The sequence below is a fragment of the Tsukamurella soli genome (assembly GCF_039541155.1).
GTDB lineage: Bacteria > Actinomycetota > Actinomycetes > Mycobacteriales > Mycobacteriaceae > Tsukamurella > Tsukamurella soli.
In genome coordinates this window covers 1-14,093 of the sequence record NZ_BAABFR010000042.1, presented here as the reverse complement: position 1 = coordinate 14,093, position 14,093 = coordinate 1, and the positions used below count along the sequence as shown (strand labels likewise).

The following is a 14,093-nucleotide window of genomic DNA, read 5'->3' as shown; positions in this document are numbered from 1 at the left end:
AATGGGTCGAGGTCCGTACATGGGCACGTTGTTGCGCGACGACCTCTTCGAGGCACAGCTCCTGCGCGCGCTCGGGTACGCACCGTACGGTGGCGCCGACGTCGCCGAATGCCTCTCTGTCGCACGTCGCATCTCCGGAACCAGCCTCACCAGTTGGCACGACGAGTGGTCCGCTCAGGCCGCGAGGGTGCTTGCAGGAGCAGAAGAAAGCGCGTCGGCCGGGAACGTGGCGAGCGCACGGAGCGCATTCTTCCGCGCGTCGAACTACTTCCGGACAGCCGGCCTGTTCGCGATGGGAACTCCCGTGGACCCGCGTCTGATCGCCGCACATACACGCGAGGTGGAGGCCTTCCGCCAGGGCGCCGCGCTGCTCGCGCATCCGCCGACGATCGTCCAGGTTCCCTATGAAGGCTCGTCATTGCCGGGATACTTCTTCCCCGCCGCGGACGACGACGAACCTCGTCCCACGGTGATCCTGACGAACGGCTACGACGGCACCGCCGAAGAGTTGTACTTCACCAACGGTGCCGCCTCACTCGAACGCGGTTACAACGTGCTGGCGTTCGACGGCCCGGGCCAAGGAGCGATGATCCTCGACGACGGCGTGCCGTTCCGACCCGACTGGGAGAACGTCATCACCCCCGTCGTGGATTTCCTCGAACAGCAAGTCACGGTCGCCCCGAAGCGGATCGCGCTCATCGGACTGAGCTTCGGCGGCTATCTGGCGCCCCGTGCCGCGACCGTCGAGCACCGCCTCGCCGCCTGCATCTCCGACTGCGGCCCCTACGATCTGTTCGACGCGACAGCAAGCCGGCTCCCGGGCTTCCTCGCCAAGCAGCTACCTGACGGAAACCCGGCACTTCTTCGGCTCCTGGACCGTCTCGTAAAGGGTGTCATGGGTAGGCCGACCGCCGGGTGGGCGCTGAGGCGCAACCTCATGGTCCACGGGCTCACCGACCCCATGGAGTTCTTCCGCCTCGCCCCTCAGTACACATTGAAGGGCATCGAGGACCGGATCCAATGTCCGACATTCGTCTGCTCAGCCGAGAACGACGACCTCAGCATCAACGCCCCGAAGCTCCACCACGCGCTCACCTGCGCGAAGGAGTACGTCCAGTTCGCCGCCGCCGATGGCGCCGGGGAGCACTGCGAAAGCGGGGCCCGAACCCTCTTCCACCGTCGAGCGTTCGACTGGCTCGACCATATTGTCTTCCCGCCTACCCTGTAGCTGCCCGACCCCGCTTCGCGATCGTCCTGTCGGCGACCCATCCGCAGCCGACAACACGATCCGCGCTCGCTTCGGCACACCGGCAGCACCATCGACGACCGCACCCACCTCTCCACCACCTCCGCTCCGCGACGGACAGAGGTCGCCGCCTTGTCCGTTCCAGAGGTAAGGGTCGTCTGGATCCCCTATCGGAGGGGCTCGCGGACGCCACCGAGCAGGTTCATGGGGTCGGCCAGTCGGCGGGCCAGCGGACGGCGTCGGCTGTGAGCGGCGGCAGAGATTCGGCGGGCCATCGAGCATCGGCGGGTTCGGTGACCATGGTGAAGCGACCGTAGTCGAACGGTACGCCGCTCGCGGGTTCGATCGGGATCAGTCGCTCCCGCAGTCCCTGCCCGTGCAGCGTGAGGGCTCGGTGGTGACAGTACGGGTTGTTGCCGCGACGCCCGAACAGGGTGTGCGCGGTCCATGAGCACCCTCCCCGGCAGGTGTCGCCGTACTCGCAGGTCTGGCAGAAGCCCCACAACCCGTCACGGGCCCGACCCGGCGCGTGCACGTTGAACGTCAGCTCCGGCGCCTCCGCTTTGATGTCGGCGAGGCGCCGGCTGCGGATGTTCCCGCCGGTGTACGGGGCAGACGGTAACGATGGGCAGCCCTTCACGGCACCGTCCGCCTCGATACCGAGAGTGCTGATCCCGGCCTGGCACCCGTGCCAGGACCCCGGCTCGTCCCGGAATCGCAGCAACCGCTCGTCCGGTCCGTGGTACCCGAGGCTGTTGGCGGTGTACACCTGTATCCCGTCGACGATCGAGCGGCGGGCGATCCGCGCGAGGACCGGGAAGACCACCAGCAGTTCGGGCGGCTGCAGCAGCAGTTCGGGGTGGTCGGCGGCGTTGCCCATCGGAACGGTCAACTGCAACTGCCAGGCGATCACCCCGGCATCGGCCAGCACCTCGTACAGTTCGGGGAGGTCGACCGCCGTACTGCGGTTGACCTGGGTGTTGCACGCCACCGCCACACCTGCGTCGTGCAGGTGCCCCGCCGTCTGCAGACACGAACGCCACGACCCCGCCCGTCCTCGCAGCGCGTCGTGGGTGGCCTGCATGCCGTCGATCGAGATCGATACCTGCCTGATCCCCGCGTCGCGCATCCCGCGCGCCATCCCGGCGCTCACCCGGTACCCACCGGTGGTCACGGTGCATCGCATACCTCGGCCGGTGATCGCGGCCGCGATCTGCAACCAGTCTCGGCGCAGGAACGCCTCACCACCGATCAGCGTCACCTCCTCGATGCCGACCTCAGCAAACTGGTCCACCACATCCAGAGCCTCGGCGGCGGACAGCTCGTCCGGACGGGCAGTGCCCGCCCGTGACCCGCAGTGTGCGCACGCCAGATTGCATGCGAGGGTGAGTTCCCACACCGCGTACGTCCGCCGCAGCCGCGGCCGTGGCGCCGCGCTCACTCCGGCCTCCCAAGATGCAGCCACCGTCGCCAGCCTGTGCGCGGGCGATGCTGCTCGGGCCGGGCGGGTAACGGCGGTGGCCCTCCGTAGACCGGGAACGGCGGCCACGGCTCGTCACGAACGATCACCGGCGGAGCACCGTACACCGTGGCCGGTGGCAGTGGCGTGTCCGACACCGGATTCGGCGCGGACGCAGCACCACCGGTGGACGCGGCAGCATCCCGCCGTTCGATCGCATCGCGCCGGTACGCGGCGGCGTCGAACGGTACTTCCTGCGGCCGCGCCGAGGGGCCGGCATGCCACGTGACCGTCGGTGTCGTGTCGTCATCGGGAGCTGCGCCGATCTCGGTGTCGATCACCGACTTCGCCGCCGCCACGGCGGTGTCGGCTGTGGTGTATCGGCCTACCTCCACCGCACGGAAGGTGACCACGTAGTAGCCGGAGCGGGGCAGCCGGACGCCCTCGGTCGGGCGCTCCGGGTCTGGGACCGTACGCGCGCCCACTCGCTGGAGGGCATCGACGAACGCGGTGCACGACGGGTAGCGCTCGGACGGATCCTTGGCCAACGCCCGCACCAACACCTCGTCCACGCCGGGCGGCAGGTGGCTTGCGCGCAGCCGCGCCGACGGCGGCCGCCTGGCGATGTGGCTGTTCCTGACGTCGTTCACCCGGTCGGCGACGAACGGCGGGGCACCGGTGAGCAGGTGCATCGCCGTGCAGCCGAGCGAGTAGACGTCGGCGCGGTGGCCCAAGGCACCGCCGCGGAGCGCCTCCGGACTCGCGAACGACACCCAATCGACGAGGTGGGTCGGCCAGCCGTCCAAGGACCCCAGCCCGACGACCGCGGTGAGCGCCAACGCGCCGTCCGGCCCGAAGCCTCCGACCTTGGCCGTGTACCCACGACCAGGCACCCGGCCCCCACCGGGCACCACCACGATCTGCGCGGGGCTCAGGTGTCCGTGCGCGACGCCCCGCGTCTCCCACACGAAGCCGAGCCCCGCGGCGGCCCCTGCGAGGACATCGATCACCTGCCCCCACGCGCCGGGGCCGAGCCCGGCATACATGCCGCAGTCGTTGCCGTCGATGAATTCCGATGCCCACCAAAGCCGATCGCCCCACCATCCGACCGCAGACACCGCGAGCACGTTGGGGTGAGCCACACCGGCGAGCGCCTCGGCGCTCCGCACGACCGCCGAGACGAACCCGCCGTCACGGCACGCCTCCGCACGGAACACCGTCAACACCTCGTCGGGTGCACCGGGTGTGCGTTGCACCCGGAAGACCTCTGCCATCGCATTCTCCCGGATCCGCGACACCACGCGGAACCCGCCGATCACGTGCCCGGCTTCGGCAGACGTCACCTGCCGGCGGTATCGGCGTCCGCCGGCGCCCTGCGACTCGTCGCCGCTGTCCTCCTGCTGCGACCGACGAGGCTCGTCGCTCCCGGTTACCGGCCTGGCAGCGCCGCGTCCAGCGGCGCGCCGCAACGCCTCGGCGAACTCACCGCAGGACTGGTATCGCTGCCCCGGATCCTTGGCCAACACCTGGGCGAACACCTCATCGACTGCGGGCGGCAGGTTCGTCGCGCCCTGCCACGCCGACGGTGGCGGTTCATTCAGATGCCTGAACACCTCGTCGGCGAGCGAGTCACTCGCGAACGGGGGCCGACCGGTGAGTAGGTAGAACGCCGTGCAGCCCAGGGAGTACACGTCGGTGCGGTTGTCCAGCGCCGCGCCGGTCAACACCTCAGGACTCACGAACGACACCGCTGAGACCCGCGCTGGCAGAGCGCGCCCACGTTCGAAGCTCCCCCGGCCCGAACCGAAACCCGTCAGTTTCGCGACCCGCAACCGGCCGTCGCGGTCGAACGCAGTAACGATGTTGCCCGGATCGACCCGCCCGTGCACGATCCCGCGAACCCGCCACACGAAATCCAACGCGGCGGCCACATCCGACACCACGTCGATGGCAGCCTCCGAAGGAATCGATCGCGGCGACCACGACAACCGCCCCGCCTCGGCTCCCTCCACGAACTCACAGACCTCCCACAGCCTGTCGTCCAACTCGCCGCGCCCATACAGGGTCACGAGGTTCGGATGCCGCAGCGGCGCCAGAACCTGCACGTCCCGGATCGCCCTCTGCACCCAATCGCGGTCCTCGCAGACCTCCGCACCGAACAACGTCAGGATCTCACGCCGCGCAGAATCCACCCGCTCGACGAGAAACACCTCCGCCTCCGGATCCGACCGGATTCGGCGGATGACCCGACACGCCACGACGATATCCCCGATATCGACCATCTGAGTCCCTTACATTCCGAACCACGCGTGCCGCGCACCCGTCCAACAGACACCCGAACCCGGCCACTCGTCAACCAAGGTGACCGCACCTCACTTCTGGGAATCTCCGGAGCAGTCTCGACTCAGGCACCCTCTGAGCCACCAAGGATGCGACGGGCTCGGAACATCGAGGTGGCAGTCTTCACCCGGGCCCAGCTGCCACACCTCGCCTCGGAGGGGACGACGGTGTCGGTCTGCGGGTTCACCGTGGCATCGGTCCCGGAAGCCGCATACTACGGAAACCATGTTCCCGGTGCGGTTTTCATGCCCGTCAGCGGCGAGTGGCACAAAACGGCTGGCGACCTGTCGTAGGGTCACGCGAGACTCTGCGCACGACCGACACCGCTCCTCCCGTTCGTCGGAAACGCCCGCGACTGCGGCGTGTGCCTACCTGAGAGAGACACCATGATGATCGAGACCGACCAGACCCCATCACCGACGTCGCCGCCTGGTTGAAGGCGACCACCGAACACCGCGCACTGCACGCACTCGGCGAACTGCTGCTCGGTGTCGACGTCGGCTCGCACCGTCGTCGAGGAACGCCCGCTCGACGCCGTCGGCCGCGTGACCGTTCCGCTCGCACTCGCCGAGTGGACGCAGACCCAGCAGGCCGTCATCGGAGTCGGGCCGCACCGGCACGTCGAACCCGCCGCAGTAGACCCAGACCGAGATCGGCGACACGACCTACCGACACCCGCAGGCGATGCGCGTGCGGCAGTTGGATCCTCCCGACAGGAGTGTTGCCGGGTGATTGACGCGCGAGGATGATCAAGGGGAAGTCGCCGGACGCCGATCGGGGGACGGTCATGAGGCTTATCGTCTTCGCCGACACCAGCCCGCGACTCGGGATGAGCATCCCCGACTTCGTCGCGGCCTATCGGGTAGACGCGGTCATATCCGCTGGGGATCTCACCCGCTCCGACCTCCCCGACATCGATCACGTCCAGGTTCCCACCCTCGGCGTGTACGGCAACCACTGCGACGGCAGATACCTCGAAGAGCTGGGAATGACGAACCTACACCTGAAGCGAGTGGTCGTGGCAGGCGTCTCGTTCACCGGCCTGCAGGGATGCGTCCGGTACAAACCCGACACCCGGGACATGCTCTATACCCAAAGGGAGTACAAGCGTCTGATCAGGAGACTACCCACCGCCGACGTACTGGTCACGCACTGCCCACCGCGGGGGATCAACGACAGCGACGACCCGGCGCACCTGGGCATCGACGCGTTGCGCGAGTGGGTCGACCACAACAGCCCCCGCGTACTGATCCACGGTCACACCTACCCGGTGCGGCCGGTCACCCTCTACGGTCGCACCCGCGTCGAATATGTGCGCGGCGCACGCATCGTTGACCTACCGTCAGGAGGTTGACGAGCGCCGTAGTAGCGCTGGCCGTGACCGTCGCCGCAGGCGTGGTGGAAGCAGTGCTTACGCGCCGGTGGCTCGCCGGCCCTGGTGCTGCGGGGCGAGCAGCCGTGACCGAACCGAGCGACGCCGACCGCCAAGCGTTGCATGACCTGCTGATGCAGCGCACCGTGCACCTGCACTGGATGGGCTGTCCGGATCCGTGCCTGTTGCCGGCTCTGTGAGCGCGCTCAGGCGGTACCTGCGCGTGCGGCAGCATCTCGAAACAGTTCCTCGCGCAGTTCGCGGTTGCGGGCCATGACCTTGTCGGCGTACTCGTGATCGGTTTCGGGAGCGTTCGGCGAACCGGCATCGAACGGCGGATGAGGGTCGTACTCGATCATCAGCTGGATCCTGCGCGCCACATCAACGCCGCACAGCTCGCTCGCCAGCACGAGCGCGAAGTCGATTCCGCTAGTGACGCCAGCACCTGTGAACAGGTTGTCGTCCTGCACGACCCGACCCGCCGTCGGGATCGCGCCGAACATCGCGAGCATCGAGCGTGACGCCCAGTGGGTCGTCGCGCGGCGACCGTGCAACAGGCCCGCAGCACCCAGGAGGAACGCCCCCGTGCACACGCTCGTCACGTACCGCGCCCCACCCGCCTGGGCGCGCACGAAGTCGACGGCCCCGACGTCGCCGATCAGCTCGTCTATGCCGGAGCCGCCGGGAACCAGCAGCACGTCCGCCTGTGGCGCCCCGTCGAAAGTGACCGTCGGAACGACATCGAAACCAGCGTCCGGTGGGCTGTCCAGGGATACGTCGACCGCATTCGGGAGCGCGAGTCCGGAAAGCGACGACTCCGTCGGTCACCCGCCGATCAACGGCGAGCGGAGAAGGCACAGCGATGGCTGACATCGGTTGGGCAGATGCAACGTGTTCGGGCAGCGGCCAACGCACAAGAGTCGCTCCGAAACCCCGACGCGCCCTCGCAACCGACCCCGTAGCCTTCCCACACCGCTGTCTTCGGCTCCGTTCGATATCATGTCGTGGTCGTCCCAGTTCGGGCCGGCTGAGGCCCCAGCACCCGCCCCGCCGAGACGGCACAGCCGCGGGGGTTCGGCCCGAGGTGGGCAAACCGCGGGTCCCGCGGGCGGGGGTGTGCCCAGCCACGCCAGATGGGCCTCCCGCTCCCGGCCCGTACTGTCGAACCGTGACCGACGCGGTGCGCGACTACAGCTTCGCCCCGGACCGGACGATCCGGCTGATGAGTGACTACTGCAGCAGACCGCTATGGGCGTGCGGCAGTATCGACACGGACACTGTCGGCCTCTCCGCGGACCTGGTCGTGCACCTCGACGACTGGCAGCATCTGTTCGACGCACACTTCCAGTGGGAGACCGGCTGGGACGACCTCGCCGTCCGCGCGCGGTACGACACCCAAGGCCACGCCCTTCTCCCGCTGGTCGCCGCCGAGCTCCCCGGCTACATCGTGGAACTGGATCTGTGGCCGACAAACGGCGGCCACCACCGCGCCGGCACGTGGGAGCCAGGCTGGGAGCCGCCACCGAGGCACCGCACAGGTGGACGGTCGGCGTTCCGCCCGTCGCCGCTCGGTCCGCAGGACCAGCGTGAGGACCCGACCGCTCCGCGCCGCCGCAGTGGGTCCTCCGGCCGAGGTCGCCACCGTCCGATTCCGTGATGGCGGGAAAGCCAAACGGCGAGGGGGGAACCCACGGGGCACCGAGAAACCACTCGCCGCCTCACCGCCGGACGACAGCTACTCACGCACCAGCAACCTCGACCGGTTCGAACACCTCCACACGGTCGCCGGCGCGCTGATCGACCACCTGGCGGACACATACGCGGTCACGGTCACACCGGTCGCGGCGGACGACACCGCTCGCCGTCACACGACGAACACGATGCTCACGGTCACACCCGAATCAGCCGACGCCGCGCCGCTGCTGCTGCGGTTCACCGACTTCCCAGCAGTCGAGGTCACCGCCGGGATCACCCACCACGTCGCGTACCCCGACTGCGGCTGCGACGCCTGCGACGAGACCTGGGAGGACGCCGCCGACGACCTGGAGACGCTGGTCCTCGCGGTCGCCGCCGGAACCTTCAACGAGCAGATCCACCCTCCCCACCCACTGGGACATCACGGGCGGGAAGGCGACGGTGCACCATCAACTCGCGGCGCCGGACGGCTCCTACCGCGAGTCGAGCGAGCACTCGATCACGTCGACCGACGAGCTCCGCGCCGCCGCAGCACGGCTCTACGCGCGCCCGGACCGACGCTGGCAACCCTGGACACGCCGGTGACACCCCGATGCTCGCCCTCGTCGAGCCGACAGTCGCAACGCCGGCTGCGTCGTACGGTGGACTCATGTCCGACCGCGGCCTGCTGACACTGTTCACGATCACGCTCGCCTGCGGGCTACTGGTGATCGTCGCCAGCCTCGCCACGCGTGATGTGCTCGGAACCGTCTCCGGCCTCGTGATCAGCGGCACCAGCACCGCCCAGATCGTGGCGTCGCGGCGCAGGAGGACGGCACGCGGTACCTCGCCGGACCGACCGCGGTGAGGTGAGAACCCCGATCGCTCCGCGCCGCGATGGTTCCTCCGGCTCCGGCCTGGCTCGAACGGGCGGCCACCCTTCACCGTGTACGGCAGGTCGCACCCTTACCGGGTAGGTGCGACTCGGGCGGAGTCGACGGTGACGTCACGGACCGACATCGGGTGCGCGACCGAGTTCCCGTGACCTATGGAGCCAGACCGGCCACCGCGTCCGCCGCCGACACCACAGCGTCGATCCGCAGCGCGGAGTCGCCGGCGTACAGCGCGGACCGTTCCACCCACTCCACCGGCATCCCCTCGATCGGCGTCGCCGGACTGAACAACGGCAAGCCCACCCGCTGCTTCGCGATGAACCCGCCCGGATCGTCACCCTCCCGCGCGAACCGCGCCAGCGGCGCACTCCGGGAGTTGATCAGCCGCGGCACCGCCCTCGCCCTCCCGTCCGCCGTGCACCACCGCCGGGTCGCCGCATTGGCGACCACCCGGTGGCGGCACGGCCAGCCCAGACCGAACAACGTGGTCGTCTGCGTGCCGGTCGCGTCGAGCATCCGCTGCTTGTACGCGGGGTGCGCCGGGCACTCGTCGGTCAGCACGAACCGGGTGCCTGCCACCGCAGCCGCCGCACCCTCCTGCAGCGCCCGCCGGACATCCTCACGCGTCGCGATCCCACCGGCCCGCAGCACCGGCGTACCGCCCGCGACGCCGAGGACCTGCCGCAGGAGCACATCACCGTCGACGCCGCCCGACAGGTGGCCACCGGACTCGACGCCCTGAGCGATCAGCACATCCGCTCCCCACGACAGTGCCCGGCGCGCCTGCTCGACGGTCCCCACCAGCACCGCCACCGTCACGCCCGCGTCGTGCAGTCGCTCGACCACCCCGGCATCGCCGCCGAACGCCAGCACCGCGACATCGACTCGCTCGCCCGCCGCCGCGTCGACGTGCTCCCGCGTCGCGAACGGCATCAACAGGTTCACGGCCACCGCACGATCCGGCACCTCGGCACGAAACCGGCCGATCTGCTCCCGCAGCCCCGTCAGCGACCGGAAACCGATCGTGCCCAACCCACCCGCCCCGGCGACCGCCGCCGCCAGCCGCGCCGGCGCCAGGTTCCCCATCCCGGCCTGCACCACCGGCACGTCCATCTTCAAACGGTCGAGCAGGTCCATCGGGCCCTCCACACGATCGGCGCACACATGACGACCCCCAGCGTAGGTCGGAGGAACCCCGCCGAGTCCTGTCCCCTGCACCCACCAGGCGGAACGGCCGCCAGTTCGCCAAGCGAGGTTACGCGCGCCCGTAGCCTCGCCGATCGGCGACACCGGATCCGTACCGCTCCACCATGCCGACGAGCCACTCGACGCCCACCGGGTTCGCGCTGTGCACGTAGACGACCGCTGGCCAGGCCCCGGTCTCGCACAGCCACAGCACGAGCGGCCGGGTCGTGTCGTCGCCGCCGAGGTCGTGATCAAGGCTGAGTGTCTCCACCGGCTCGTCACCGTCGAGCAGCCGGATCGCCTCGGCGCTGGTCCGGGCGACCGTCCACGACGCGTCGGGCGGGTCGCGGAGGTCGTCGACGAACAGCTTCATAGGTGGGGAGACTACGAGCAGTCGAGGGGCGTGGCTAGCGGATTCCCACGGCGCTGGCGCTCCCCCACCTGAACTCGCCCGGGGACGTACCGCCGCAGGTTCGGGCGGGGTCGCCGTGCGCTCGGGGCACGTCCAGCGCCGAGGGGCGCGGCTCGCACTACTGCCCGTAGCTGTACCGCAGGTCGGCGTTGACGATCGTGTTGAGTCGCTTCCGCATGTGCCCTGTCAGGCTGTCGTCCGGGGCCGGTTCGTCGACGTAGAGCGTCCACCGCAGATCAGTGCTGCCGCCGGGCCCGCCCTGCAGGAGCGAGAAGCCGATCCATGCGTCCGGCCGCCGCCACAGCGACGACCACACCACATGATCCGGCGCTCGTACTTCGAGCACCTCCGGCAGGACCTCGTCGTCGAGCAGGTGCAGCCACGGCCGGCTCGCGCTGCGGTTCGGCGCAGTCAGGTCCTCGAACACCGCGTGCGGAGGTGCAGGCTGGTTCCGCCGTCGCGAGCCGACTTCGATCATGAACCGAAGGTAGTCGGGCTCAGTCGTCCCACGTGACGATCGCCAAACCACGCTGCGCGGCCCCAGCGTAGAAGTCACACAGCGCGGCGAAGTGCCCCGTCAGATACCCACGCGGATGACCGTCGAAGTCGACACCCAGCATCTGCCCTGCACCTTCGGCGTCAACGGGCAACACAGCGACCACCGCGTCGAAGTCGACGGCGCTCAGCCCGCCAGCGACCTCGACAACCACCTCCGGCGTGATCACCATCGGCGGATCCCACACCACGGCCAGGTGGTCGCGATACTCCGGGGTGAGCTCGTCGCGGCTGGTGAGCGCGAGCCGCAGCGCGACCACCGAGACGTCGTCGACGCCTGCCAGCTCGAACACGCGCACGAGCATCGCGCCCGCCCAGTCCAAGTCGAGGTAGTCGGACCTGGGCACCGCCCTGAACGAGCACAGCCGGTCCACCGCCTCCGTGGACCGACGGCACGCCTGCAGCACGCCCGCCGGCACCCGTGCGCACTGCTGAGTGATGGCCACGAGTTGATCCTGCCTGACCGACCCGCCGAGGAGAGGACCCCGATCGCGCCGCGCCACGGTGGATCCTCCGGCTCCGGCCCGGCTCGAACGGACGGCCACCGTCACCGTGCGCCGGGCCGCACCGTCTGACCCGCTCGGTTCAGTCCCCGGCGCGGCGGGCGACCAGATCCCGGCGCACCTTGACGAGCTGCCACCCGCCCGCTGCGGCGATGTACACCGCGCAGAGGGTTCCGATCACGTCGCGGGTGCACACACCGGCGACGACGAGCAGCAGCCCGCACGCCAGTGCCGCCCCGGCGAGCACGATCAGCGGCCACTCCGACATACGGACGACGATAACGCCGATGGACAGTCCACTCCTCGCCACCGTCGACATCCTGGTCGGCGTTCGCTGCGTGCGGCGACCGCCGCACTATCGTGACGACATGCCGCCCCGTGCCCGACTCGTCCTGGCGATCGGCGCCGTGATCGGTGGGCTGGTCCTGCTCCGGTCAGTGCACCCGCCGCGGTGACGGCGGGGTGGACGTGCGGGGTGCTGGCCGGGGCGGCGCTGCTGTGGCTGAGCGTGTCGCGGGCGCGGTCGCGTCGGCGCGATCAGTCGGGGCGATGACGAACACTCGGCGCTTCGGGCGCGGCTACTGAAACCACTGCCGTCGGTCCGCTTCGAGGACTCTCGCCGCGTCGTCGTGGCTGGTCTCCGGCGCGCTGATGCTCGCCGCCCGGATACCGCACGGTCCCGTGCGGGGCTATCAAGGTGCCGTGATCGCAGCTGGAATCTGCTGCCTCGGATGGTTCGCCGGGCAGGTCGTGACCGTGTGGCGCGACCGCCGTCGAGCCCGGCAGCAGGTTCCCTGAGCCGCGTCGTCGTACGGGTTGCCTGGCTCCGGAAGCACCCCAGACCATTAGTGTCGCGTAGATGGTGGTGATCGACCTCCCCGCCGAGGATGAGCTCGCCGACTTCGACCGACGGGTGCGACGTCGTCTGCTGATCGTGCGCGGAGCCGTGGTGCTCATCGCCGCGTTCGGCGCGATGGGCGTCGGCGTCTGGCTGACCTCCTCGGCGATCGGCATGGGCATGCTCGGCGTGGTCCTCGTCGTCTTTGCCCCGTACCTCGCCGCGGTGGCCCGCAACCCGCTGCCCGGACCGGACCTCGACGCGGTCGCAAACCGACGGCAGCTGGTCCTGACCGAGAACCGGTGGGCGCGGTGGACTCTGTTCCCCGCACTGCACACGACGGCGGTCGCATGCGCCGTCATCGGATTCACCCAGCTGCACGGCGACCGCGGCGGGCTGGCACCATCCCGCTTCGAGCCGACCACCTGGCTGATCTCCGCGGCAGTGCTGGCGGTCTCCGCGGTCGCCTACGACCTGGGGTTCGGCAGGGTGCCGGATGTGGTGTTCGACCGGGCCGGCATCACCCGGATCTGGCCGCATCGGCACCGGCACCTGCCGTGGAACCAGATCCGGTCGATCGACCTCGACGCGTCACAATTGAACGTCGTCTTCACCACCGCCGACGGCACGCACGTGAACGTGAAGGTGCACCTGTACCGGGTGACCGGCTCCGAGCTCGTCGACGCCCTGGACGTGCTGCTGGCCGGACTCGGATAGCCGCGCCCCGGCTGACTGGATAGGGCTGATCGGTCGACCGGTCCCGCGATCCGCCTGGCCGAGAGGGCACGGCCGCGGGGTTCGACCGACTGACCTCCGAGCAAGGGGTACCGTTCGCGACGACCATCGAGGGGGAGGACGACGTGTCCCTCGGTCCACCGGAGTTCCGCGTGCCACGCAACAGCGCCGTCGTGGTCGTCGACATGCAAGGTGCGTTCGCGGACATCGCCCACGACGCGGCCGGGACCCTCTGCCGCGCCGCCGACGTCATCGCCCGCGCCCGCACCGCCGCCCCGGTGGTGTAACCCAGCAGCGATTCGGAAGTCGCATCCCGCCGATCCACCAGACGGCCGCTCCGGCCCCCGGCGACGCCGTGGTCGACAAGGACAGCCCCGGCGCATTCCTCGACACAGGCCTCGCCGACGTACTCGACGAGCGCCGAGTGACAACGCTCGTCCTGCTCGGATTCGCGACCGAAGCATGCATCGACTCGACCGCCCGATGAGCGCTCAGCCGCGGGTTCGACCTCATGCTGGTCGCCGACGGGCACACGACGACCACCGAACGCGGACCCGATCCCGTCGACGCAGCCTCGGTCGTGGCGCACTACAACGCGGTGTTCACCAAGATCGCCACGCCGACCGACAGATCACCGTGGCGCCGGCCCGCGCGCTGAGTTCGGCTGAGCCCCGGACGCGAGCCGACGCCAGACACGGTCGCGCCGGGCGGTCGGCGGCGGACCCGCCGCGACGTACCCCGACGCGGATCCACACGGAACGTGTCAAGGTCGGTGAGACAATCCGTCATGCGGATTGGATGAGTGCCTGTGGTGTCGGTTCGTTGATCCAGGCCTCGGTCGGTGGTTTCGGTGGGGATGGCTTGCGGTGCCTGAACCGGTT

At 69.6% G+C, this 14,093-nt stretch carries 19 protein-coding genes; 11 read left to right on the top strand and 8 right to left on the bottom strand.

Features of this window, described 5'->3' with window-relative positions; all coding sequences use genetic code 11:
• The first annotated feature begins 19 nt into the window (after nt 1-19).
• Nucleotides 20-1,228: an alpha/beta hydrolase family protein gene (locus ABD908_RS14250; protein ID WP_344996907.1), complete on the top strand. Its 1,209-nt coding sequence runs from the start codon at nt 20-22 to the stop codon at nt 1,226-1,228.
• 220 nt (nt 1,229-1,448) lie between these two features.
• On the opposite strand, the gene ABD908_RS14245 is transcribed toward ABD908_RS14250, so the two are convergent.
• Together ABD908_RS14245 and ABD908_RS14240 are read right to left on the bottom strand one after the other, a co-directional pair.
• Complete coding sequence (locus ABD908_RS14245; RefSeq protein WP_344996904.1) at nt 1,449-2,687, bottom strand: radical SAM/SPASM domain-containing protein; 1,239 nt, start codon at nt 2,685-2,687, stop codon at nt 1,449-1,451.
• Nucleotides 2,684-4,987 carry a serine/threonine protein kinase gene (locus ABD908_RS14240; RefSeq protein ID WP_344996901.1) on the bottom strand — a complete coding sequence of 768 codons (2,304 nt, stop codon included), beginning with the start codon at nt 4,985-4,987 and terminating at the stop codon, nt 2,684-2,686. The genes ABD908_RS14245 and ABD908_RS14240 overlap by 4 nt, the downstream gene beginning before the upstream one ends.
• An 845-nt stretch (nt 4,988-5,832) precedes the next feature.
• On the opposite strand from ABD908_RS14240, the gene ABD908_RS14235 reads away from it, so the two are divergent.
• The gene (locus ABD908_RS14235; RefSeq protein WP_344996898.1) at nt 5,833-6,399 is read left to right on the top strand and encodes a metallophosphoesterase family protein; all 567 of its coding nucleotides are present in this window, start codon (nt 5,833-5,835) and stop codon (nt 6,397-6,399) included.
• Nucleotides 6,396-6,617 (top strand): hypothetical protein, encoded by a 222-nt coding sequence (locus tag ABD908_RS14230; RefSeq protein ID WP_344996896.1) that lies wholly within the window; start codon nt 6,396-6,398, stop codon nt 6,615-6,617. Before ABD908_RS14235 ends, ABD908_RS14230 begins: the two co-directional genes overlap by 4 nt.
• A 6-nt stretch (nt 6,618-6,623) precedes the next feature.
• On the opposite strand, the gene ABD908_RS14225 is transcribed toward ABD908_RS14230, so the two are convergent.
• A complete protein-coding gene (locus ABD908_RS14225) occupies nt 6,624-7,187 on the bottom strand; it encodes a DJ-1/PfpI family protein (RefSeq protein ID WP_344996992.1) in 564 nt (187 codons plus the stop codon).
• Between the two features lie 398 nt (nt 7,188-7,585).
• Between ABD908_RS14225 and ABD908_RS14220 the strand changes: the two genes are divergently transcribed.
• Genes ABD908_RS14220 through ABD908_RS14210 form a run of 3 tightly spaced genes read left to right on the top strand, consistent with a single transcriptional unit; the run spans nt 7,586 to nt 8,959 of the window.
• On the top strand, nt 7,586-8,074 hold the full coding sequence (locus ABD908_RS14220; RefSeq protein WP_344996893.1) for a hypothetical protein: 489 nt from the start codon (nt 7,586-7,588) through the stop codon (nt 8,072-8,074).
• Nucleotides 7,956-8,783, top strand: a complete 828-nt coding sequence (locus tag ABD908_RS14215; RefSeq protein ID WP_344996890.1) for a DUF6226 family protein — start codon at nt 7,956-7,958, stop codon at nt 8,781-8,783. The genes ABD908_RS14220 and ABD908_RS14215 overlap by 119 nt, the downstream gene beginning before the upstream one ends.
• The gene (locus ABD908_RS14210; RefSeq protein ID WP_344996887.1) at nt 8,762-8,959 is read left to right on the top strand and encodes a hypothetical protein; all 198 of its coding nucleotides are present in this window, start codon (nt 8,762-8,764) and stop codon (nt 8,957-8,959) included. The genes ABD908_RS14215 and ABD908_RS14210 overlap by 22 nt, the downstream gene beginning before the upstream one ends.
• 178 nt (nt 8,960-9,137) lie before the next feature.
• Here ABD908_RS14210 and ABD908_RS14205 read toward each other — a convergent pair whose 3' ends face one another.
• The 5 genes from ABD908_RS14205 to ABD908_RS14185 all read right to left on the bottom strand — a co-directional run bounded on the left by ABD908_RS14205 (nt 9,138) and on the right by ABD908_RS14185 (nt 11,907).
• Complete coding sequence (locus tag ABD908_RS14205; protein ID WP_344996884.1) at nt 9,138-10,121, bottom strand: nitronate monooxygenase; 984 nt, start codon at nt 10,119-10,121, stop codon at nt 9,138-9,140.
• A 118-nt stretch (nt 10,122-10,239) separates the two neighbouring features.
• Nucleotides 10,240-10,542, bottom strand: coding sequence for a cyclic-phosphate processing receiver domain-containing protein (locus tag ABD908_RS14200; protein ID WP_344996881.1), 303 nt, complete (start codon nt 10,540-10,542; stop codon nt 10,240-10,242).
• Nucleotides 10,543-10,699: 157 nt separating this feature from the next.
• Nucleotides 10,700-11,059 carry a hypothetical protein gene (locus tag ABD908_RS14195; RefSeq protein WP_344996879.1) on the bottom strand — a complete coding sequence of 120 codons (360 nt, stop codon included), beginning with the start codon at nt 11,057-11,059 and terminating at the stop codon, nt 10,700-10,702.
• 19 nt (nt 11,060-11,078) lie between these two features.
• Nucleotides 11,079-11,582, bottom strand: coding sequence for a hypothetical protein (locus ABD908_RS14190; protein ID WP_344996876.1), 504 nt, complete (start codon nt 11,580-11,582; stop codon nt 11,079-11,081).
• 139 nt (nt 11,583-11,721) lie between these two features.
• Entirely contained in the window at nt 11,722-11,907 is a 186-nt protein-coding gene (locus ABD908_RS14185) for a hypothetical protein (protein WP_344996873.1), read from the bottom strand.
• Nucleotides 11,908-11,926: 19 nt separating this feature from the next.
• Here ABD908_RS14185 and ABD908_RS14180 point away from each other — a divergent pair, with 19 nt between their 5' ends.
• The 5 genes from ABD908_RS14180 to ABD908_RS14160 all read left to right on the top strand — a co-directional run bounded on the left by ABD908_RS14180 (nt 11,927) and on the right by ABD908_RS14160 (nt 13,870).
• Nucleotides 11,927-12,094: a hypothetical protein gene (locus tag ABD908_RS14180; RefSeq protein ID WP_344996871.1), complete on the top strand. Its 168-nt coding sequence runs from the start codon at nt 11,927-11,929 to the stop codon at nt 12,092-12,094.
• 404 nt (nt 12,095-12,498) lie between these two features.
• On the top strand, nt 12,499-13,194 hold the full coding sequence (locus tag ABD908_RS14175; protein ID WP_344996869.1) for a hypothetical protein: 696 nt from the start codon (nt 12,499-12,501) through the stop codon (nt 13,192-13,194).
• A 170-nt stretch (nt 13,195-13,364) separates the two neighbouring features.
• Entirely contained in the window at nt 13,365-13,499 is a 135-nt protein-coding gene (locus ABD908_RS14170; RefSeq protein WP_344996867.1) for a hypothetical protein, read from the top strand.
• Entirely contained in the window at nt 13,445-13,699 is a 255-nt protein-coding gene (locus tag ABD908_RS14165; protein WP_344996989.1) for a cysteine hydrolase family protein, read from the top strand. Before ABD908_RS14170 ends, ABD908_RS14165 begins: the two co-directional genes overlap by 55 nt.
• Before the next feature lie 24 nt (nt 13,700-13,723).
• Nucleotides 13,724-13,870 carry a hypothetical protein gene (locus ABD908_RS14160; protein ID WP_344996865.1) on the top strand — a complete coding sequence of 49 codons (147 nt, stop codon included), beginning with the start codon at nt 13,724-13,726 and terminating at the stop codon, nt 13,868-13,870.
• Nucleotides 13,871-14,093: the final 223 nt, after the last annotated feature.

What these genes read in the sequence shown, in the direction of transcription:
- ABD908_RS14210 (WP_344996887.1), top strand. Translation starts at nt 8,762, where the DNA reads ATGTCCGACCGCGGCCTGCTGACACTGTTCACGATCACGCTCGCCTGC.
- ABD908_RS14250 (WP_344996907.1), top strand. Translation starts at nt 20, where the DNA reads ATGGGCACGTTGTTGCGCGACGACCTCTTCGAGGCACAGCTCCTGCGC.
- ABD908_RS14195 (WP_344996879.1), bottom strand. Translation starts at nt 11,059, where the DNA reads ATGATCGAAGTCGGCTCGCGACGGCGGAACCAGCCTGCACCTCCGCAC.
- ABD908_RS14240 (WP_344996901.1), bottom strand. Translation starts at nt 4,987, where the DNA reads ATGGTCGATATCGGGGATATCGTCGTGGCGTGTCGGGTCATCCGCCGA.
- ABD908_RS14160 (WP_344996865.1), top strand. Translation starts at nt 13,724, where the DNA reads ATGCTGGTCGCCGACGGGCACACGACGACCACCGAACGCGGACCCGAT.
- ABD908_RS14200 (WP_344996881.1), bottom strand. Translation starts at nt 10,542, where the DNA reads ATGAAGCTGTTCGTCGACGACCTCCGCGACCCGCCCGACGCGTCGTGG.
- ABD908_RS14205 (WP_344996884.1), bottom strand. Translation starts at nt 10,121, where the DNA reads ATGGACCTGCTCGACCGTTTGAAGATGGACGTGCCGGTGGTGCAGGCC.
- ABD908_RS14180 (WP_344996871.1), top strand. Translation starts at nt 11,927, where the DNA reads ATGGACAGTCCACTCCTCGCCACCGTCGACATCCTGGTCGGCGTTCGC.
- ABD908_RS14175 (WP_344996869.1), top strand. Translation starts at nt 12,499, where the DNA reads ATGGTGGTGATCGACCTCCCCGCCGAGGATGAGCTCGCCGACTTCGAC.
- ABD908_RS14185 (WP_344996873.1), bottom strand. Translation starts at nt 11,907, where the DNA reads ATGTCGGAGTGGCCGCTGATCGTGCTCGCCGGGGCGGCACTGGCGTGC.
- ABD908_RS14235 (WP_344996898.1), top strand. Translation starts at nt 5,833, where the DNA reads ATGAGGCTTATCGTCTTCGCCGACACCAGCCCGCGACTCGGGATGAGC.